21 protein-coding genes are annotated in these 19,904 nt (G+C 64.9%); 9 read left to right on the top strand and 12 right to left on the bottom strand.

All coding sequences use genetic code 11. The annotated features are described in order from the left end of the window. Nucleotides 1-9 precede the first annotated feature (9 nt). Nucleotides 10-177 carry a DUF5302 domain-containing protein gene (locus tag O4220_RS08960; RefSeq protein ID WP_269603263.1) on the bottom strand — a complete coding sequence of 56 codons (168 nt, stop codon included), beginning with the start codon at nucleotides 175-177 and terminating at the stop codon, nucleotides 10-12. 116 nt (nucleotides 178-293) lie between these two features. Further along, a complete protein-coding gene (locus O4220_RS08955) occupies nucleotides 294-1,022 on the bottom strand; it encodes an IclR family transcriptional regulator (protein WP_269603262.1) in 729 nt (242 codons plus the stop codon). Nucleotides 1,023-1,166: 144 nt separating this feature from the next. Here O4220_RS08955 and leuC point away from each other — a divergent pair, with 144 nt between their 5' ends. The 3 genes from leuC (at nucleotide 1,167) to O4220_RS08940 (ending at nucleotide 4,097) form a co-directional block, all read left to right on the top strand. Continuing rightward, nucleotides 1,167-2,591, top strand: a complete 1,425-nt coding sequence (leuC, locus tag O4220_RS08950; RefSeq protein WP_269603261.1) for a 3-isopropylmalate dehydratase large subunit — start codon at nucleotides 1,167-1,169, stop codon at nucleotides 2,589-2,591. A gap of 45 nt (nucleotides 2,592-2,636) precedes the next feature. Next, the gene (leuD, locus tag O4220_RS08945; protein WP_222093123.1) at nucleotides 2,637-3,254 is read left to right on the top strand and encodes a 3-isopropylmalate dehydratase small subunit; all 618 of its coding nucleotides are present in this window, start codon (nucleotides 2,637-2,639) and stop codon (nucleotides 3,252-3,254) included. Nucleotides 3,255-3,404: 150 nt separating this feature from the next. Continuing rightward, a complete protein-coding gene (locus O4220_RS08940) occupies nucleotides 3,405-4,097 on the top strand; it encodes an HU family DNA-binding protein (protein ID WP_269603260.1) in 693 nt (230 codons plus the stop codon). 93 nt (nucleotides 4,098-4,190) lie between these two features. Here O4220_RS08940 and O4220_RS08935 read toward each other — a convergent pair whose 3' ends face one another. The 3 genes from O4220_RS08935 to cofC form a co-directional block, all read right to left on the bottom strand. Next, nucleotides 4,191-5,126 carry an NUDIX hydrolase gene (locus O4220_RS08935; protein ID WP_269603259.1) on the bottom strand — a complete coding sequence of 312 codons (936 nt, stop codon included), beginning with the start codon at nucleotides 5,124-5,126 and terminating at the stop codon, nucleotides 4,191-4,193. Next, nucleotides 5,126-7,246 (bottom strand): RNA degradosome polyphosphate kinase, encoded by a 2,121-nt coding sequence (locus tag O4220_RS08930; protein WP_230594596.1) that lies wholly within the window; start codon nucleotides 7,244-7,246, stop codon nucleotides 5,126-5,128. Before O4220_RS08930 ends, O4220_RS08935 begins: the two co-directional genes overlap by 1 nt. Before the next feature lie 157 nt (nucleotides 7,247-7,403). Then, nucleotides 7,404-8,174, bottom strand: a complete 771-nt coding sequence (gene cofC / locus O4220_RS08925) for a 2-phospho-L-lactate guanylyltransferase (protein ID WP_269603258.1) — start codon at nucleotides 8,172-8,174, stop codon at nucleotides 7,404-7,406. Between the two features lie 121 nt (nucleotides 8,175-8,295). Between cofC and O4220_RS08920 the strand changes: the two genes are divergently transcribed. Both O4220_RS08920 and O4220_RS08915 read left to right on the top strand, forming a co-directional pair. After that, the gene (locus O4220_RS08920) at nucleotides 8,296-9,294 is read left to right on the top strand and encodes an NAD(P)H-dependent glycerol-3-phosphate dehydrogenase (protein WP_269603257.1); all 999 of its coding nucleotides are present in this window, start codon (nucleotides 8,296-8,298) and stop codon (nucleotides 9,292-9,294) included. A gap of 73 nt (nucleotides 9,295-9,367) precedes the next feature. Further along, on the top strand, nucleotides 9,368-10,474 hold the full coding sequence (locus O4220_RS08915; RefSeq protein WP_269603256.1) for a D-alanine--D-alanine ligase family protein: 1,107 nt from the start codon (nucleotides 9,368-9,370) through the stop codon (nucleotides 10,472-10,474). A 9-nt stretch (nucleotides 10,475-10,483) separates the two neighbouring features. On the opposite strand, the gene O4220_RS08910 is transcribed toward O4220_RS08915, so the two are convergent. Both O4220_RS08910 and O4220_RS08905 read right to left on the bottom strand, forming a co-directional pair. After that, the gene (locus tag O4220_RS08910) at nucleotides 10,484-11,089 is read right to left on the bottom strand and encodes a DUF3515 domain-containing protein (protein WP_269603255.1); all 606 of its coding nucleotides are present in this window, start codon (nucleotides 11,087-11,089) and stop codon (nucleotides 10,484-10,486) included. Between the two features lie 3 nt (nucleotides 11,090-11,092). Continuing rightward, nucleotides 11,093-11,341 carry an Lrp/AsnC ligand binding domain-containing protein gene (locus O4220_RS08905; protein WP_269603254.1) on the bottom strand — a complete coding sequence of 83 codons (249 nt, stop codon included), beginning with the start codon at nucleotides 11,339-11,341 and terminating at the stop codon, nucleotides 11,093-11,095. A 121-nt stretch (nucleotides 11,342-11,462) separates the two neighbouring features. On the opposite strand from O4220_RS08905, the gene O4220_RS08900 reads away from it, so the two are divergent. The 3 genes from O4220_RS08900 to O4220_RS08890 are packed head-to-tail and all read left to right on the top strand — an operon-like array spanning nucleotide 11,463 to nucleotide 13,774. Next, nucleotides 11,463-12,521: a thiamine-phosphate kinase gene (locus O4220_RS08900; RefSeq protein WP_269603253.1), complete on the top strand. Its 1,059-nt coding sequence runs from the start codon at nucleotides 11,463-11,465 to the stop codon at nucleotides 12,519-12,521. A gap of 39 nt (nucleotides 12,522-12,560) precedes the next feature. Further along, a complete protein-coding gene (locus O4220_RS08895; protein WP_269603252.1) occupies nucleotides 12,561-13,085 on the top strand; it encodes a gamma carbonic anhydrase family protein in 525 nt (174 codons plus the stop codon). After that, a complete protein-coding gene (locus O4220_RS08890; RefSeq protein WP_269603251.1) occupies nucleotides 13,082-13,774 on the top strand; it encodes a uracil-DNA glycosylase in 693 nt (230 codons plus the stop codon). Before O4220_RS08895 ends, O4220_RS08890 begins: the two co-directional genes overlap by 4 nt. Before the next feature lie 21 nt (nucleotides 13,775-13,795). Here O4220_RS08890 and O4220_RS08885 read toward each other — a convergent pair whose 3' ends face one another. The 5 genes from O4220_RS08885 to rpmB all read right to left on the bottom strand — a co-directional run bounded on the left by O4220_RS08885 (nucleotide 13,796) and on the right by rpmB (nucleotide 17,945). After that, nucleotides 13,796-14,590: an enoyl-CoA hydratase/isomerase family protein gene (locus O4220_RS08885; RefSeq protein ID WP_269603250.1), complete on the bottom strand. Its 795-nt coding sequence runs from the start codon at nucleotides 14,588-14,590 to the stop codon at nucleotides 13,796-13,798. A gap of 95 nt (nucleotides 14,591-14,685) precedes the next feature. Continuing rightward, complete coding sequence (locus O4220_RS08880) at nucleotides 14,686-16,032, bottom strand: sensor histidine kinase (protein WP_269603249.1); 1,347 nt, start codon at nucleotides 16,030-16,032, stop codon at nucleotides 14,686-14,688. 47 nt (nucleotides 16,033-16,079) lie between these two features. Then, nucleotides 16,080-16,781: a response regulator transcription factor gene (locus O4220_RS08875; protein WP_269603248.1), complete on the bottom strand. Its 702-nt coding sequence runs from the start codon at nucleotides 16,779-16,781 to the stop codon at nucleotides 16,080-16,082. A 52-nt stretch (nucleotides 16,782-16,833) separates the two neighbouring features. Beyond that, nucleotides 16,834-17,478, bottom strand: a complete 645-nt coding sequence (locus O4220_RS08870) for a phosphatase PAP2 family protein (protein ID WP_269603247.1) — start codon at nucleotides 17,476-17,478, stop codon at nucleotides 16,834-16,836. 275 nt (nucleotides 17,479-17,753) lie between these two features. After that, entirely contained in the window at nucleotides 17,754-17,945 is a 192-nt protein-coding gene (gene rpmB, locus O4220_RS08865; RefSeq protein ID WP_008717389.1) for a 50S ribosomal protein L28, read from the bottom strand. A gap of 275 nt (nucleotides 17,946-18,220) precedes the next feature. On the opposite strand from rpmB, the gene O4220_RS08860 reads away from it, so the two are divergent. Continuing rightward, complete coding sequence (locus O4220_RS08860; RefSeq protein WP_269603246.1) at nucleotides 18,221-19,900, top strand: DAK2 domain-containing protein; 1,680 nt, start codon at nucleotides 18,221-18,223, stop codon at nucleotides 19,898-19,900. The last annotated feature ends 4 nt before the right edge of the window (nucleotides 19,901-19,904 follow it).

The raw sequence follows: 19,904 nt of genomic DNA, 5'->3' as shown, positions 1-19,904 counted from the left end.
CAGGATTCTTCACACGCTCTTGCGACGGAACATCTTCTGATGGTCGGCCGGTCCGTGGGTGTTGTTGACCTTCGGTCCACCGTCTTTGTGCTCGACGGAATTGTGGGCCTTGCTGTTCTTCTGTTCCAGAACTTCGCGGAACTTCTTCTTCAGTTCTTCACTGCCGGATTCGGGCATGGGTGACTCCTCGCAGTCGACGACCGGCCGGTTGGGCCGCTCGAGACGAAGGTACCCCACTCGCGCGATGCGATCAGGTTGTTTTTCGGTCGGCCTACCGATGCTGCCGGTACCGGTCAGAGCCGCTTGTGCAACGCGTCGGCTGCGGCGAGAAGGTCCGCGGCCCAGCGCGCACCGGGCTTGCGTCCGATTCGATCTATGGGTCCGGACACCGAGATCGCCGCCACCACAGTGTCGTTGCCGTCCCGAACCGGCGCCGCCACGCTTGCGACGCCTGGTTCTCGCTCGCCCGCGCTCTGCGCCCAGCCGCGGCGGCGTACTTCGATGAGGACGCGCTCGCCGAATTCTGCATCGGGCAGAACGGCCCTCTGAGTATGCGAGTCTGCCCATGCCAGAAGCACTTTGGCACCGGAACCGGCCGTCATCGGCAGCCGCGCACCGACGAGCACCGTGTCTCGAAGGCCTGTCGGGGGCTCCATGGACGCCACGCAGACACGTACCGTGCCCTCCCGCCGATAGATCTGCACGCTTTCGCCGGTGATTTCGCGCAGACGTGGGAGCACGGAGGCTGCCGCGTCGAGCAGTGCGTCGGACGCGCTCGCTGCCAGTTCTCCGAGGCCGGGCCCGGTGTGCCACAGGCCGTCGGCATCGCGAACAAGTAGTCGGTGGGTCTCCAGGCCGACCGCGAGTCGGTGAGCGGTAGCGCGGGGCAGGGCGGTGCGAGCGCAGAGATCGCCGAGATTGCAAGGATTTTCGGCCACCGCATGCAGCACCGCCATCGCCTTGTCGAGTACACCGATCCCGCTCGATTTGTCGACGAGGCCGCCCAGGCTATGCTGTCTCATAGAACGATATTAGCCTCCCGAATGCTGAGATCGCACAATTGTGAGATCTCGTGCGTGCCGAGAGGCATGATGTCGAGACGAGACGCGAGGTGAACAAGCGAAGTTCGCCGACGCGACGACAGGAAGACGAGGTCGACGACACCGATGTCCGAAACACCGAAGACTTTGGCGGAGAAGGTATGGGACCAGCACGTGGTGGTCCGAGGTGGAGGAGAGGGCGGCGCGCGTGAGCCGGATCTGATCTACATCGATCTTCACCTCGTGCACGAGGTGACCAGTCCGCAGGCGTTCGACGGTCTGCGGTTGGCCGGCCGTGGGCTTCGACGCCCCGATCTGACGATCGCGACGGAGGATCACAATGTCCCCACGGCCGATATCTTCGCCCCCATCGCAGATCTCGTCTCGCGTACCCAGGTGGATACCCTTCGCCGAAACTGCGAGGAATTCGGAGTGCGGCTGTACCCGATGGGAGATCTCGATCAGGGCATCGTGCACATCATCGGGCCCCAGCTGGGTCTGACCCAGCCCGGAATGACCGTCGTGTGCGGAGACAGTCACACCTCGACGCACGGTGCCTTCGGCTCGATCGCCATGGGCATCGGTACCAGCGAGGTGGAGCACGTGATGGCCACGCAAACTCTGTCTCTGCGCCCGTTCAAGACGATGGCGATCACCGTCGACGGTGAGCTCGCGCCCGGCGTGACGAGCAAGGACCTCATTCTTGCCGTCATTGCCCAGATCGGTACCGGTGGCGGGCAGGGCTACGTTCTCGAGTACCGCGGTGAGGCCATCCGGAAGCTGTCGATGGAAGCGCGAATGACCATCTGCAACATGTCGATCGAAGCCGGTGCGAGGGCAGGGATGATCGCACCCGACGACATCACCTACGAGTACCTGAAGGGGCGCCCGCACGCTCCGCAGGGAGCCGACTGGGATGCCGCAGTGGCGTCCTGGAACGAGCTGGCGACAGATCCGGATGCAGTGTTCGACAACGAGGTCCACATCGATGCCGATACGTTGACGCCGTTCGTCACGTGGGGCACGAATCCGGGTCAGGGTGCGCCGCTGGGTAGTACGGTGCCCGATCCGGAGGCGATGACCGACGAAGGCGAGCGGTTGTCGGCGCAGAAGGCTCTTCAGTACATGGGTCTCGAGGCCGGCACTCCGATCCGTGAGATCGCCGTCGACACCGTGTTCGTCGGTTCGTGCACCAACGGTCGGATCGAGGATCTGCGTGCCGTTGCGTCCGTTCTGGAGGGGCACCGAGTTGCCGAGGGCGTGCGAATGTTGGTGGTACCCGGCTCCATGCGGGTACGAGCGCAGGCGGAGGAGGAAGGCCTCGGCGACATCTTCACTGCCGCAGGGGCCGAATGGCGCCAGGCCGGATGTTCGATGTGCCTCGGGATGAATCCTGACCAATTGGTGGCGGGCGAGCGGTCGGCGTCGACCTCGAACCGCAATTTCGAGGGCAGGCAGGGCAAAGGCGGTCGTACTCATCTCGTCTCGCCTCTGGTTGCCGCTGCTACCGCAATCCGCGGAACCCTGTCCTCTCCGGCGGATCTCGCGTAGAACGCGTCCTCGCTCGGATCGATCGAACCCTTAGGAGAGAATTCGATGGAAGCTTTCACCCGGCACACCGGTATCGGAGTCCCGCTTCGGCGGTCCAACGTCGACACCGATCAGATAATCCCCGCGGTCTACCTCAAGCGGGTGACGCGCACCGGGTTCGAGGACGGGTTGTTCGCCGCGTGGCGTTCGGATCCGAACTTCATCCTGAATCTCGAGCCCTACAACCGTGGCTCGGTACTCGTAGCCGGACCCGATTTCGGTACGGGATCGTCACGCGAACATGCCGTCTGGGCGCTGTCGGACTTCGGTTTCAGGGTTGTGATCGCGTCCCGATTCGCCGACATCTTCCGTGGAAACTCGGGCAAAGCCGGGCTGCTGGCGGCCGAAGTGGAGCAGTCCGACGTCGAATTGCTGTGGAAAGCCTTAGAAGAACAGCCCGGTCTGGAAATAATTGTCGACCTCGTCGACAAGACCGTAACGGCTGGAACTTTGGTGGTGCGCTTCGCGATTGACGACTACACCCGGTGGCGTCTGCTGGAAGGTCTGGACGACATCGGATTGACATTACGCCAGGTAGAAGCCATTACGGAGTATGAAAAGTCAAGGCCTTCATACAAACCCCTGACGCTCCCAGCGCGGATCGAGACCCCGGCCGAAAGCTGACCGGGTGGGGGTCCGACACGCTATGCGGCCGTGAATCATTCCGCGACACCGAAATGAAAATTGGCGTGGCGCATAGACTCTTGACGACTTGGGGTTTACCGTTGTAGTAGTCGGTCCGACGATGGGCCACCATATAGCGGAGGAAATTCCATGAACAAGGCAGAGCTGATCGACGCCCTGACCGAGAAGTTGGGGTCTGATAGGCGGAGCGCCACAGAGGCTGTCGAGAACATCGTCGACACCATCGTGCGTGCAGTGCACCGCGGCGAGAGTGTCACGATCACAGGCTTCGGCGTGTTCGAGCAGCGTCGTCGCGCAGCGCGTGTTGCGCGCAACCCCCGCACCGGCGAGACCGTTCGCGTCAAGCCGACCAACGTTCCGGCGTTCCGTCCGGGTGCGCAGTTCAAGGCAGTCATCGCCGGCGGACAGAAGTTGCCTGCCACCGGTCCCGCTGTCAAGCGCGGTTCGGCAGCTGCTCCCGCCAAGAAGACTGCGGCGGCAAAGAAGACGGCTGCGAAGAAGGCAGCCGTGAAGACGACCGCCCGCAAGGCAACCACCGCTGCTGCCAAGAAGGCTGCACCGGCCAAGACCACCGCTCGCAAGGCCGCGGCTCCCGCCAAGGCCGCCGCCAAGAAGGCAGCTCCCGCGAAGACCACGGCGCGTAAGACAGTTGCAAAGAAGGCTGCACCGGCCAAGACGACTGCTCGCAAGGCCGCCACGACGGCTGCACCCGCCAAGAAGGCTCCGGCCAAGACGGCAGCCAAGAAGACCGTAGCCAAGAAGGCTCCGGCCAAGAAGGCTCCGGCGAAGAAGGCCCCCGCAAAGCGCGCAGCGAAGAAGTAGAGGCTGCAGGCTTCTACATCTCGTACCAACGACAGTGAGGCCCCCGACTCGGGTATCGAGTCGGGGGCCTCACTGTCGTCGGTGTTGTGTCCCTCAGTCGTCGGCGATGAGGGTGGGTAGGGGGCTGGCAATGTGGTCGGCCGCAACGAGCCTGCCGTCGTGACGCGAGAGCACCCACACACTGCCTTTCCGATTTCTGTTGGCAGGCAACGTAATTCCGTCCTTTTCGGCCCACCAGCGCATCAGGTCGGGGATGACCTTGCCCTGGCTGCAGACAACGGGCGTGCCGGGCAGATCGGCGATGTCGCGAGCGCGATGACGCCCCTTGCGCGGGTCACCGGCGTACCCCTCCTCGGACAGTAGGTGCTCCGGGGCGATCTCCGCTCCCAACGATTCTGCGAACGGAGCGACCGTCTGAACACACCGGGCGCGGTCGGCCGAATACACCGCGTCGCCCCCGAATGCCCGAAGCAGCGAGACCAGTGACTCGGCCTGTCGTCGTCCGGTCTTGTCGAGCGGGCGATCGACGTCGTTGCCCTTGTACCGCGAGCGCGAGCCGGCACTGCCGTGACGGACCAACAGGACGGTCGAGGTGTCGACGGGTTTGGCCACGAACCGGCGAAGAATCTTGTGGTCCATGGGATACGAGAGTTCGCGGCCGATGTCTGCGGGTGCTATCCAGCGCACCTCGTCCACCTCTTCGTTGGGTACGAACTCGCCGCCCGTTGCCTCCGCCGCCCAGTAGAGGACCTTCTTCATCCGACGGTGGCCCGGGATCGGGTACGTGACGTAGGACAGTGACCGCCCCAGTCGCGAGTCGAATCCGGTCTCTTCCTTGACTTCTCGGACTGCCGCATCGACAGCGGTCTCTCCGGGATCGAGCTTTCCCTTGGGGAACGACCAGTCGTCGTACTTCGGCCTGTGTACCAACGCGATCTCGACGGTACCGTCGCTGCGCGGAGATCGTCGCCACAGAACGGAGCCGGCCGCAAAGATGTTGGCGCGAGGGGAGCCATCGGAGGTTCCCATCAGGAGGCCTGATTCCTCCGGCTACGCATCAACTCCACCTGATGCTCACGGACTGTCTCACCCTGCGCCGGTGAAGCGACCCAGCCGCCGTCCGGTCCCAACTCCCAGCAGCGCGTGGTGGGATCGAGTGCGGAGTCGAAGATCTCGCTCAGCTGGTTCGCCAGTCGTGTGTCCTTGACCTGAGCCATCACCTCGACTCGGCGATCGAGGTTACGGTGCATCATGTCCGCACTGCCGATCCAGAACTCGTCGGCACCCTGAAAATGCAGAACTCGCGAGTGTTCGAGGAACCTGCCCAGGATGGAGCGAACCTCGATGTTCTCGGACAGTCCTGGAACTCCCGGCTTGAGCGCGCAGATACCGCGAACCACCACCTTGACCGGAACGCCTGCGATGGACGCGCGGTAGAGCGCATCGATGACCTGCTCGTCGACCAACGCGTTCGCCTTGAGACGAATCCCCGCCGCACGTCCCTGCTTGAGGTGTTCGACCTCGGCCTCTATGCGTTCGACGATGCCGCGGCGCACTCCGTACGGTGCCACGAGTAGGTTGCGGTACTTGGACTTTCGTGAGTAGCCGGTGAGCGAGTTGAACAGATCGGTGAGGTCGGCACCGATCTCCGGGGACGACGTGAACAAACCGACGTCCTCGTAGATGCGCGCTGTCTTGGGGTTGTAGTTGCCGGTTCCGATGTGGCAATACCGGCGAATGACCGACCCCTCTCGGCGCACCACGAGACAGGTCTTGCAGTGCGTCTTGAGGCCGACGAGGCCGTACACCACGTGCACGCCTGCCTTTTCCAGCTTGCGCGCCCATTCGATGTTGGCCTGCTCGTCGAAACGTGCCTTGATCTCGACCAGTGCAACCACCTGTTTGCCCGCACCGGCTGCATCGACGAGCGCATTGACGATCGGGGAATCTCCCGACGTGCGGTACAACGTCTGCTTGATGGCAAGCACCTGCGGGTCGGCCGCTGCTTGCTCGATGAAGCGCTGGACGCTGGTGGAGAACGAATCGTACGGATGATGCACCAGGACATCGCCGTCGCGCAGCGTCGAGAAGACGCTCTTGGGGGTCTCGCGCTCGCCGAACGCCGGGTGGGTCGCCGGAACGAAGGGTGCGTCCTTCAGATTGGGACGGTCGACGCTGTAGACCTGCCACAGGCACGACAGATCGAGCAGTCCGGGTACCTGGATGACGTCGCCGGGGTCGACATCGAGTTCACGCAGCAGCAATTCGAGCATGTGCTCGGTCATGTCGTCGGCGATCTCGAGGCGGACCGGTGAGCCGAACCGCCTGCGGGCCAGCTCGCGCTCGAGCGCCTGCAGTAGATCCTCGTCGCGGTCTTCCTCGACCTCGAAATCGGCGTTGCGCGTGATGCGGAACGCGTGAGACTCGACGACCTGCATGCCGGGGAAGAGTACGTCGAGGTGCGCCGAGATCAACTCCTCCATCGACAGAAACGCGTCGATGCGGTGCGAGCCTTCGCCGCGCTTGACCCGCACGAAGCGATCGACGTTGTCGGGGACCTTCACACGAGCGAAATGCTCACCGGTTGTGGAGTAATCCTTCACCGTAACAGCGAGATTGAGGCTCAGGCCGCTGATGTAGGGGAACGGGTGAGCGGGGTCGACGGCGAGTGGTGTGAGTACCGGGAAGACCTGTTCGGTGAAGTACTCCGAGAGCCGGGCACGTTCGTCGCTGTCCAGATCCGACCACCGGATGATCGCGATGCCTTCGGCAGTGAGCTCCGGCAGAATCGAATCCAGCAGTACTCGCGCATGTTTGAGCGCGAGCTCCTGGGTGCGCTGGCCGATCACCGCGAGCTGTTCACGCGGGGTCATACCGTCGGCGGATCGGACCGAAAGACCGGTTTCGTCGCGACGTTTGAGACCGGCCACTCGAACCATGTAGAACTCGTCGAGGTTCGATGCGTAGATCGCGAGAAACTTAGCCCGTTCCAGCAGGGGGAGCGACGAGTCCTCCGCCAGAGCGAGGACACGCGAATTGAAGTCGAGCCAGCTCAATTCCCGATTGAGATAGCGATTTTCGGGGAGCACGGTGGTGATGTCCACCGACTGCGGTGTGGCGGCCGGTAGCGCGGAGGGGATGCTCGGCATCGTCGCTGCGATCGGAGCGCTCCAGACCGGCTCCGAACCGGTGCCTTCCCCGGTCTCCCTCGACGGATCTTCGTTGGCCGGCTGCGCGTCGTCTCTGCTCACCGGACGATCATCCCTCATACCCGGCGTGGGTGAAACTCCGATGGGCGAAACTCGGTCACGCAGTTGTCGCCGACGCGTCGTCGCTCCAACCGAGTGAGCGCAGTACGGCAGCCGTCGCCGGCCCGACCCCGAGCCGGTGTGCACTGCGGACGTCCACTGCAGTGTCGACGTCGAGTCGCAGACCCGGCCAGATGCCGTCGAGTTTCGGTGCGCCGGACTCTGCGTGGCGGCGGGCGGAGTCCACCCCGAACAGTGGTGCGAGCTCGCCCGAGGAGTCCTTGAGGATCAAAGCGGCGGTACCGCTGCCGTGATGATCGACCACCAGTGATCGTCCTCCGCGGCGGGCAGAGATGTATGCCTGATCGAGTTCGGCGGGACGCAATGCCGGTAGGTCGGCTTGCAGCGCGATGACGTCGACGCGGGCGGCGGAGTTGTGCCCGTGTCCGTGGCCGACGACCTCTTCGCGCCGCAACAGGGCCGCCGCGGATGCGAACGCGTGATTGAGACGTGCGTCCGGTGGCTGTGCGGAATCGCCGACCGGCTCGTCGAACACTCGCGCGCCGATTTTGCGGGCGGTCTCTGCGACGAGGGGGTCAGGGGTGACCACCGTCACCGAATCCACCACCGATGCGGCCTCCGCGGCGGCCACGGTGTCGCTGAGCATCGCAAGCACCAACCGGGTTCGCTCGGGACCCGAGAAGTCCGCCGCCAACCGCGACTTCGCCGTCGCGAGATCCTTCACCGCGACGAGGACTGCGACGACGCGGCGGGCAGGGTCGGACGACGCGGCCACTCGGTCGGCGTCGTCGGATCGTGTTGCACCCATGGTGCTCGATCCTGCCAGCGTCGCTGATCTGTGCCGACTCCGACCGCCCGAGCCGGTTCGCGAGTTAGGGTGATGCGCGCGAAGAACGAGGGCATCGGCAAGCAGGTGAGGGGTTGGCGGTATGAGCAGAGCAGCGGTAATGGGTTCGGGGTCGTGGGGAACGGCATTCGCCAAAGTATTGGCCGATGCCGGGACCGACGTCACGATGTGGGCCCGCCGTGAAGAGCTCGCTACATCCATCACCGACGACCACGAGAACAAGGACTACCTTCCGGGTATCGAGCTGCCTTCGTCGATCCACGCGTCCAGCGATCCCGCTCGTGCCCTCGAGGGAGCCGACATCGTGGTGTTGGCCGTGCCGTCGCAGAGTCTGCGGGCCAACCTCGGGGAGTGGACCGACTCGATCCCGCCGCACGCGACATTGCTCTCGTTGGCCAAGGGAATCGAGACCGGCACGCTCATGCGCATGAGCCAGGTGATCGCTCAGGTCACCGGAGCAGATCCGAGTCGGGTGGCGTGTCTGTCCGGGCCCAACCTTGCCCGCCCGATCGCCGAGGGACAGCCTGCCGCGACCGTCATCGCCTGCTCGGACTCCCAGCGCGCCCTGGAGATCCAGAAGTCCTGCGCCACCGGATACTTCCGGCCGTACACGAACTCCGATGTCATCGGTGCCGAGATCGGTGGAGCCTGTAAGAACGTCATCGCTCTCGCGTGCGGGATGGCCAGTGGCGTCGGATACGGAGAGAACACTCTCGCCTCGATCATGACCAGGGGATTGGCCGAGATCATCCGACTCGGCGTAGCACTCGGTGCCACGCCGTCGACATTGTCCGGACTGGCCGGAGTAGGCGACCTCGTCGCCACGTGTTCCTCGCCTCTCTCGCGCAACCGCACCTTCGGTGAGCGCCTCGGTTCGGGCGGTTCCCTCGAAAGTGCGCAGGAAGCAGCGCACGGACAGGTTGCCGAGGGTGTGAAGTCCTGCACCTCGGTGCGCGCGCTCGCCGAGAGCTACGACGTGGAGATGCCGCTCACCGATGCGGTGCACCGGGTGTGTCACGGGGGCATGTCCGTTCCCGACGCGGTCGGTCACCTGTTGGGACGGCGTATCAAGCCCGAGTGAGGCAGAGTTCGCTTCCTCGCGACAGACAGGGCGAATCCGCGCCGAGCAGGTTGCGACGGTACGGTTTCTCATCGTGAGTACTCCCCGCATCAAAGTTGCCGTCGTCTTCGGTGGACGCAGCAGCGAGCACGCCGTGTCCTGTGTATCGGCAGGTAGCGTGCTGCAGAATCTCGATCCGGCCAGGTACGAGGTGGTCCCGGTTGGCATCACCCCGGATGGGGCCTGGGTTCTCGGCTCCTCCGATGCCGGTGCACTGACGATTCACGACCGGATACTGCCGACCGTGGACAAGGCCGGTGCGGCACTGACCCTGAGTACCGACCCGGGCCACGCCGGTGCGCTGATCGCTCTCGGCGAGGGAGAGGGCGCAACGGTCTTCACATCTGTCGACGTGGTGTTCCCGGTACTTCACGGGCCGTACGGCGAGGACGGAACACTGCAGGGACTGCTCGAGTTGGCGGGCGTCCCGTACGTCGGACCAGGGGTGTTGGCCAGCGCGGCCGGCATGGACAAGGAATTCACCAAGAAGCTGCTCGGTGCCGAAGGGCTTCCGATCGGCCGCCAGGTGGTACTTCGCCGCGGCGTCGACGACCTCACCACTGTCGAGCGGGACCGGATCGGGTTGCCCGCGTTCGTCAAACCGGCAAGAGGCGGATCGTCGATCGGTATCTCGCGTATCACCGAGTGGGATCAATTGGACGCCGCGATCGCCGTCGCGCGTGAACACGACCCGAAAGTGATCGTCGAAGGAATGATCCACGGCCGCGAGGTCGAGTGCGGGGTCCTCGAATTTCCGGACGGCACGGTGCGCGCGAGCGCGATCGCCGAAATCCGGATTCCGGACGCCGAGGTCGACGATCACGCTTTCTACGACTTCGACACCAAATATCTCGACGACGTCAGCGAGTTCGATATCCCGGCTGCACTCGACGATGTGACCAGCGACCGCATTCGCGAACTCGCCGTTGCTGCATTCCGGGCGCTGGACTGTCAGGGTTTGGCGCGCGTGGACTTCTTCGTCACCGAAGACGGCCCGGTCATCAACGAGATCAACACGATGCCCGGATTCACCTCCATCTCGATGTACCCCAAGATGTGGGCAGAATCCGGTGTCGACTACCCGACGCTGATCACCACTCTGATCGACACGGCGCTCGCCCGCGGGACTGGATTGCGCTGACTCCGTCCGCTACTGCAACGGAGCCGGGTCGAGAGGTTGCTGGGGCAGCGCGTCCGACACCGCCGAGGACGCGTCCTGCAACGGGGTAGGGCCCGAGCCGCCCGGAATCGTCAGGGCGACGTACACGCCGCGATCGACGACGAACCATGTGCTGGCGTCGATTCCGTCGTCTTCTCCGGACACCTCGAACCACTGAACGCCGTCGATCACCTGCAGCGGGGCAGCCACATCGAACCCGACCGGCCGGGGCAAGCCGCAGCGCAACACGACCGGCTCGGCGTTCTCCTCGGCAGAGACCCACGCGCGGACTCCGACCGGAGCCGGGTCGGCCAACTCGGCTCTCGTGTAGTCGCCGAGGTTCTCGGGCAAGGCGTCGAGCAGCGACGTGCATTGCGCACTCGCGGCATCGGGCGAGTCGACCGGGCCCAGAGCGACCGGGTCGTGGACGGGAGAACGGTTGACCGCGATTGCGGCCACCAGAACTCCGACCACCAACGCAACGGGTAGCGCGATCGCGGTGGCTATGACTGCGGGGTGGCGCTGCTCGCGAGTGCCCTCGGTCTCGGCCGGGCTGTCTTCGGTGCCGGCGTCGTTGCCGGTGTCGGGGGAATTCACGAGCTATCCGACGGACGTCGTCGACTGCGGGGCCACGGGGCAGGTGAGAGTGCGGGTGATGGCGTCCACCTTCTGGATGCGGGAGACGATCTCGGCGATCTCGGCGTCGGATGAACCGTCGGCGCGCGCGATGACGTCGTAGGGCCCGACGACGGCTTCCGCGGACAGAACTCCGTCGACGGCCTCGATCTGCTGCGCGACTGCCGTCGCGCGGCCCACCTCGGTCTGAACGAGAACGAATGCTTGCACCATCGGTGGTCCCTTTCCCTGCCGGACTTCTCGACTGTAAATTGGGTCGGCTACGTTCTCTGTGCACGTAACCCGCAGCGTCGGTGCTGTCCCGGCCGCCGCTAAAAGGTACCGCAGGCGGGCCATGTGCTCCGCGCGAGTCCGTCGCGCACGCACCGCGTTCTCGAGGAGGAACATCATCGACGACCCCGGCACCGAGTCGGCCGTAGACACCGAACGTACCGTCGCGCAGGTCGGCGAATTCGAGGTGATCTCCCGCGCCGTCGCAGACCGTGTGCAACCTCCGTCGACCATCCTCGGGCCCGGTGATGATGCCGCTGTAGTCGCCGCGCCCGACGGGAGAATCGCGGTATCGACGGATATGTTGGTGCACGGCAGGCATTTTCGGCTGGACTGGTCCAGTCCGGTGCAGATCGGCCGCAAGGCGATTGCGCAGAACGGCGCGGACATCGCCGCGATGGGCGCTCGGTGCTCGGGTTTTCTCGTCTCTCTCGGATGTCCGGCCGATACGCCGCTGCGGGTGACCGACGGCCTGAACGAAGGCATGTGGCTCGAGGCGGTGGCCGCGGGATCGGCCATCGTCGGTGGCGATGTGGTGCAGTCGCCGGACCTGGTGATCTCGGTCACCGCCCTCGGTGATCTTCAGGGCAGGGCACCGGTGCTGCGATCGGGCGCGCGCGTCGGTGACTTGATCGCCTACGCGGGGCGGCTCGGCTGGTCGGCCGCCGGACTGGCTCTGTTGCTCACGGACACGGACAGAACGGGCCACGACGCTGTGCTCGACGCACACCGAGTTCCCGTCCCGCCGTACCGCGCCGGGGTCGGGGCCGCCGAGGCCGGCGCGACGTCACTCACCGACGTCTCCGATGGATTGTTGTCCGACCTGGGCCACATAGCCGATGCCTCGAACGTCCGAATGGACATCGATCCCGAGCTGTTGGACATTCCCGCCGAATTGCGTTCGGCAGCAACGGTAATGGGGGTCGATCCGCTGGATTGGGTACTCACGGGCGGTGAAGATCATGCTCTCGTCGGCACGTTCGGCAATCAGGGTGCCGTTCCTGCTGAGTGGACGGTGATCGGCCGTGTCGAGCACCTCGGTGACGATCGGGCGAGTCGGGTGACTGTCGACGGCCGCGTCCATTCGGGTAGATCGGGGTGGACGAGCTTCGAGAGCGAGTGAACGCGGCCGACGTCCGAGCGAGTCGGCTAAGTTGCTGAGATGGCTATCTACGCACTCGGTGATCGTGAACCCGACATTCATCCCGACGCCTACGTTCACCCCGACGCGGTCGTCATCGGCGCGGTGACCCTGGCGGCCGGATCGTCCGTGTGGCCCACCGCAGTTCTGCGGGCGGATTACGGCACGATCACCATCGGTGCCGGGACCAACGTCCAGGACGGGACCGTGGTGCACTGCACACCGATCGACGCGACGGTGATCGGCTCCGGATGTGTACTCGGGCACAACGCGCACGTCGAGGGGGCGACCATCGGAGACAACTGCCTCATCGCCTCGGGCTCGGTGGTGCTGAACGGCTCGAAGATCGGGGCGGGTTCGATCGTGGGGGCGGGAGCAGTGGTGCCGTTCAAGTTCGTTGTCCCCGAACGTTCCATGGCGCTCGGTGTTCCCGCGAAGATCCGGGAGGGGTATCAGGTCCCCGAGGGGCATGTGGACATCAACGTGCAGATGTACTCGGCGAACGCCGCGTACTACCGTGACGCGCTGCGCCGGATCGACCGATGACGGCCCGGCCGCTCGCCGAGAGCGTCGAATCGGGGTGGGCGGATGCCCTCGCTCCCGTCGAGTCGAATGTTGCTGCGATGGGCGACTTTCTACGGGAAGAGCTTGCCGCCGGTCGGCACTACTTGCCTGCGGGCGAGAACGTTCTGCGCGCTTTTCGCTACCCCTTCGACCGAGTCCGGGTCCTCATCGTCGGTCAGGATCCGTATCCGACACCGGGGCATGCAGTGGGACTGAGCTTTTCCGTAGCACCGGACGTGAGGCCCGTGCCACGCAGCTTGAACAACATCTTCAAGGAGTACTCCGACGACCTGGGGTTGCCGACGCCGAGTAACGGTGATCTCACACCATGGTCGGACCGTGGCGTGATGTTGCTCAACAGGGTGCTCACCGTCGAACCGTCGCAGGCTGCATCGCACCGAAAGAAGGGGTGGGAAGCGGTGACGGAGCAGGCGATTCGGGCCCTCGTCGCCCGAGCCGAGAATCCCGACGCGCCGGGTCTGGTCGCGATTCTGTGGGGACGCGACGCGGCGACTCTGAAGCCGATGCTCGGTTCTGTGCCGTACATCGAATCTGCGCACCCGTCACCGCTGTCCGCGTCGCGCGGGTTCTTCGGGTCCAAGCCCTTCAGTCGCGTCAACGAGTTGTTGGTCGAGGGGGGAGACGAACCGATCGACTGGACGTTGCCCTGATCGGACGTTGCCCTGATCGGATCAGGAGAAATCGGGACGACGCTTCTCCACGAATGCGTCGACGCCTTCTCGGCCGGCCGGGGACGATGCGGCCGCCGAAACCGACGCGGCCTCGGCATCCAACTGCTGTGCCAGACTTGCCGATTCGGAGGCGTGCAACAGTGACTTGATACCTCGGTACGCCGACGTCGGACCGACGGCGAGAGTTCGAGCCAGGCGTTCGGCTTCGTTGTCGATGATGTCGTCGCCCACCAGCCGGCTGAGAATCCCGAGACGAACTGCGTCCTCCCCGTTGATGATCGAGTCGTTGAGAAGAATGTCCATCGCGCGGCCCGAACCGACGATGCGGGGCAGCGTCCACGACATTCCTCCGTCCGGAGTGAAGCCGATCGAGGGATACGCGGGTCGAAGCTTGGTGGACGGTCCGCCGATGGCGATATCCGTGAGACACACCAGACTCATGCCCGCACCTGCCGCCCATCCGTGTACACCGGCGACGATCGGGACGGTGACGGCGGCGAGTTCACGAACGAACGCATGGAACGTGTCTGCGACGGAACCGACGAAGGCACCGCGATCGGCCGCACCGGCGAAGTCGCGCACATTGCCGCCGGCGCAGAAATTGGGCCCCCGACCGATGAGCAGGACGCTTCCGATCTCGGTTGCACCGGCGTTGACGGAGCGGAGGGTCGAGGTGCCGTCGTCGATGCCCTGGAGGTCGAGCGAGGAACCGCCTGCCTCGGTGGCGACGACGATGCGCAGTACACCGTCCTCGATGCTGACCTTGCTGGAAATGTCTGCGTCCGAATAAGTCACGTTCGGGACTCTAACCGACGTTTCCGGTCCGCCGTGGGGCCGCCGTGCTCGGGCACGGATACGCGGGCCCGCTGCCAGGACCTCTGCCAGGACCGCTACCGGGGTCGAAGACGTGGCAGCCGAACGCTGAAGACCGTGCTCGAATCCACCCGGTCGAGGGTGATGGTGCCGCCGTGCAGGCGCACGTTCTCGACGGCGAGGGACAGTCCGAGGCCGCTGCCCTCGCTGCGCCCACGAGCGGTGTCCACCTTGTAGAACCGTCGGAAGATCGCGTGGCTGTCCTCCGGTGATATTCCGGGCCCGTGGTCCACCACTGTTACGTCCACCCACTCGGGACGAGCGTTCATCTCCACGCGTACCGGGGGCTCGCCGTGACGCAGTGCATTACCCACGAGGTTTGCGACCACCACGTCGATGCGTCGCGGATCCACGGTGGCGTCGATACTCTCCGGCCCGCGCAGTTCGACGCTCTCTGCCCATCCGCGGCGGGTCAGCGAGTGTCGGACGAGCTCGACGAGGTCGACATCGTCGAGAACGAGGCGCGCCTGTTGCGCGTCGTGACGAGACATCTCGATGAGATCCTCGACGAGCCGAGTGAGCTTCCCGATCTCGCCGCTGACGATTCGGGCAGCTGCTCCCGCATCGGGCGAGAGTTGCGGTATCTCCTCTCGTAGAATCTCGCCGACCGGAACGAGTGCTGCCAGTGGAGTTCTGAGCTCGTGGGAGACATCGGCGACGAACCTGCGCGCCTGCTCTTCCGACTCCTCCAACCCGCGAATGACCGTCTCGTTTCTGGCGATCATGGTGTTGAAGGTCGTCGTCAGCTCGGCGAGTTCGGTCACGCCCTCTTCGGAGAGTCGAATACTCAGGTCACCGTCGGCGGCGCGGGCCGCGGCCCGATCGAGGCGTCGGAGTGGACGCACCAGGGTCGAGGCGATCCACAATCCGAGCAACCCACTGGCCAGTACTCCGCCCGCCAGGGTGAGGCCTACGGCGCGCAGAAGGTCGTCGAACTTGTCCTGCACGCCCTCGAGCGGTCGAATGGCGAGGATGGTCACCGAAGTGTCGGCGCCGTCCGGGTCGGTCGATACGAAGACACGGACCGACATGGCCAGCATGATCCGTTCGGAGTCGAGTCGGACGAAACGGATGACTCCGCGACCGTCCACCCCAGCCAGAAAGTCGGGGGAGAGCGTGGCCGGGTCGACGGATCCCCGTCGCACTTCGTCGCCGCCGACGAGCAACGTCGTGTCGGACGGAAAGAGCTGTCCCAGTTCGGATGCCGTCGTTCGGGTCACCTGGGCCCCGTCGATGTCTCGTAGCTCGTCGCGGAACTGCGCCGTCGCCACATCCTGTGCGTTGGAGTAGATCCACGATCGCGCCATGAACGACACCACACCGGCAGTTGCACCGGCGATGATCACGACGATGGTGATGAACACGAGGACCAGTCGGGTACGCAGGCCGTCGGCTCGGAGCCGGGACAGTATCAACGAACCGGGCCGGGATCGAATCGATATCCGAACCCGCGCACCGTTTCGATGGCGGCCGGTGCAGCGGGATCGTCCTCGATTTTTCCGCGTAGTCTCTGGATCGCGGCATCGACGATTCGGGAGTCACCGAGGTAGTCCTGGTCCCATGCTGCAGACAACAATTGGCCTCGGCTGAGCACGTGACCCACGTTCTCGGTCAGGGCGAGCAGGAGCCGAAGCTCGGTCGGCGTCAGCGTCAGCAGAGTTCCGCCCTTCCGCACCTGTAGCGACGAGCGGTCGACGGTCACATCGCCGTATTGCTCGACGGTTGCGGTTGCCGTCGCCGCGGCGGGTGTCGTGTCGGCGGATCGTCTGACAACAGCCTTGATGCGAGCATCCAGGACTCGCGGGCTTGCGGGTTTGACGACGTAGTCGTCCGCACCGGCTTCCAGACCCGCAACAGTGTCGATGTCATCGGAGCGGGCCGTGAGGATGATGATCGGGATCGAACTCTGCGCTCGGATCCGTCGGCAGATCTCGTAGCCGTCGGCACCGGGAAGCCCGAGGTCGAGCAAGACGATCTCGGCGGAGTCGAGCGCGTTGTCGAGATCACCGTTGCCGTCGGGGCGATGGTCCACGCGGTGACCGAGTCGGTTCAGCCCCAACGTCATAGCTTCGGCCACCGCTGGATCGTCCTCCACGAAGAGAATGTTCACCATGTCGAAGACCTTGTGTAGTAGGGGCAATCGCGATCGGCCAAGGGTACAGGGCTCACACCTGCGCGAGACGTTCGTTGTCGGGGTCGGCCAGCGTCGAATGTCGGGGGTCGGAGATCCTGATCGGAAATGCGGAGACCGCCAGGGCATAGCATCCGACGAGCAGCAACGCGCCGAGCGCGTCACCGGGGCGGTGCCATTTCAGGACGACGACCGACACGGCAGTTCCGAGGACGAGCAGTGCTCCGTTGATCGCGACGACGATCCGCCAGGGGCGAGCGGTTGCGAAGTAGACCGCACAGACAACAGCCGTGACGCAGGTGAGGGTGCCGCTCGGAAAGGAATTGTGCTGGACGAGGCCGTCCAGGTTCGGTCGATCGAGCGAGTACTTGAGAATCCAGGCCGTCGCAATCGGTCCGAGTGTCATGATTCCCACTCGAAGCGTAAGGGCAATCCTGTTGCCGCTGAACATGATCAGAAATCCAACGAGAACCGCTCCTGCAGCCGAGACCGGTGCGACGAGGTCGACGAATTCGGCGCAGACGTCGACGAGGTTCCCGGACATTGTTACCGCGCTCACCATCAGTTGCTGATCCACTGTTTGGCCTGCGGTCGTCAACACGCCCAGGCAGTAGACGACGACTCCCAGATTCAGCAGCACCAGCGCGGCGCCCAGTCGTCTCGGTTCGATCCATGTCATCGTCGGCCCTCCGCTCGTTCCTCGGGCGGGTTGTCGAGTGGGGCCGGGCATGTGTCGCCGAAGTGTGCGTGTGGTCGCCATGCCTTCGAGACTGCTCGGCCGGTGTCACCGGCCGGTGCCCGTGATTCGCCATGTTCGTCACGGTTCCGACCGGCTGTGTAACAGTACGGAACGGGAGCACGAACGACTGTGCCCCGCCTCCGGGTATCCGGGGGCGGGGCACAGTGCTCGCACGCAGTCGAGGCCGTGGAGGAAATCGAAGAGCGAGGCCGAAATCAGCCCCGGACCACCTTGCCTGCCTTCAAGCAGGAGGTGCACACGTTCATGCGCTTGGAGTTACCAGGCGCAACCTGAGCGTGAACGGTCTGGATATTCGGGTTCCAACGACGGTTGGTCCGTCGGTGCGAGTGCGAGACCGACTTACCGAAGCCGGGCCCCTTGGCGCATACGTCGCAGACGGCAGCCATAGTCGCGAACTCCTTGATAGATGTTGATCGATACATGTGGTCGAAGACATCGAAACGAACTACGTGCAGATGCAAGGATTGCAATGCGTGAAGATCGCCTCGAGGCAACCCTGCAAGAATAGCGGCGCAGCACGTAATCACCAAACTGCCACCGCAGACGCTGTTGTGGGCTCGCTGACGGCGCCCGACGATTCCTGCCCGACTAAGCTTCGGGCACCGTCCGCGACCGGAGTACGGACAAGAGTATCGATGCAACGTGGGGGAGGCTGCTCGACGTGGTCGACGTTCTCGATTCGATCGATGCCGCGGCCCTGCGACGGTGGGCCTACCGGTGCGTCGATTCCCTCACTGCCCGGTGCGACGAGATCAATGCGCTCAACGTGTTCCCGATCCCCGACTCGGACACCGGTACCAACCTGATGTTCACTTTCCGGGCCGCGGTGGAGTCGATGCGAGGGGCCGGACCCGCCGCGGACACCCGTGCCGTCGGGCGTGCACTGGCCGTCGGTGCGGTCGCAGGTGCCCGCGGTAACTCGGGCGTGATCGTCTCCCAGTTGCTGCGCGCAGTTGCCGAGGCCGCAGCGGACGGCCCCTTGGACACGGTCTCGATCCAGGCGATGCTGCGACGTGCGCAGGTCCTGGTCTCGGATGCGGTGAGCGTTCCCGTCGAGGGCACGATGCTCACCGTGCTCGCCGCCGCCGATCGCGATGCTGCGGCGCACGACGCCAATGTCGACCTCTCCATGCTGGTGATCGACATCGCCGAGGCCACTGCTCGCGCCCTCGACAGCACGACGGACCAACTCGTCGAACTCCGCGAGGCCGGGGTCGTGGACGCGGGAGCGCTCGGGCTCTCGGTCGTTTTCGATGCGCTGGTCGAAGTGGTGACCGGCCGCACCCCGCCGCGCAGGCGTTACCACCGCCCGCAGAATCGGGAACGGACACTCGTGGGCGACGCATCGAGCCCCTCGAACGGCTGTACCGGAACACCCGAGACGGTCGCGGTGTCCACCCACGGCCGGCCCCTGGGGTACGAGGTGGTCTACGTCGTGCACGGAATCGACGACGCGCAGGCAACCGCACTGCGCAGTGCTCTGTCCGATCTCGGCGACTCGGTAGTGGTGGCCGGTGACGGATCCGGGGCCTGGTCTGCGCACGTCCACACCACGGATCCCGGCGCTGCCGTCGATTGCGGCATCGCCACCGGAAGCGTTCGCGGGGTGCGCATCTCGTGCTTCGGCTCGGCCGAGTTCGGGCCCGGGGTCGGCAGCGACGCCCGCCGTGGACCGGCATTGTCGGTGGGACGCGATATTTTGGCGCTGGTGGCCGGTGACGGTGCCGCCGATCTCTACGTTCAGGAAGGCGCGACGGTGGTGCGGTGTGACGAGCCGATCGACTCCTCGCTACTGCTGCGAGCAATTGTCGCAGCCAAGCATCGCGAGGTGTTGGTGTTGCCGAACGGGGCGCTGTCGGCGCAAGAACTGGTTGCCGTCGGTGCCGCTGCTCGAGCCGACGGTAAGGACGTGATGATGCTGCCGTGCTCTGCGATGGTGCAGGGATTGGCCGCGCTCGCGGTGCACGATGCCGCGAGGGCTGCTGTCGACGATGCGTTCACGATGTCCGAGGCGGCGGCGGGAACCAGGTGGGGTTCACTGCGCATCGCACAGGAGCGGTCGCTCACGTGGGTGGGTATGTGCGAGCCGGGCGACAGCATCGGCCTGGCGGGCCAAGAGGTGGTGATCGTCGCCGGGCGTCCGATCGACGCGGGCTGCCGTCTGATCGATCAGCTGCTGGCCACCGGCGGAGAGATGGTGACGGTACTCGTCGGGGCGCAGGCTTCGGAGGACTTCGGTGATCGGCTGGCCGAGTACGTGACGGGTGCACATCCCGGGGTCGACGTGGTGGTCTACGCAGGTGGGCAGCCCGGAGACCTCGTGCAATTCGGAGTGGAATAGGGAA

It is taken from the genome of Rhodococcus ruber, assembly GCF_027270735.1.
GTDB classification, from domain to species: Bacteria; Actinomycetota; Actinomycetes; order Mycobacteriales; family Mycobacteriaceae; genus Rhodococcoides; species Rhodococcoides rubrum_A.
The sequence above is the reverse complement of the archived record's forward strand: the minus strand, read 5'-3'. Positions and strand labels throughout refer to the sequence as shown.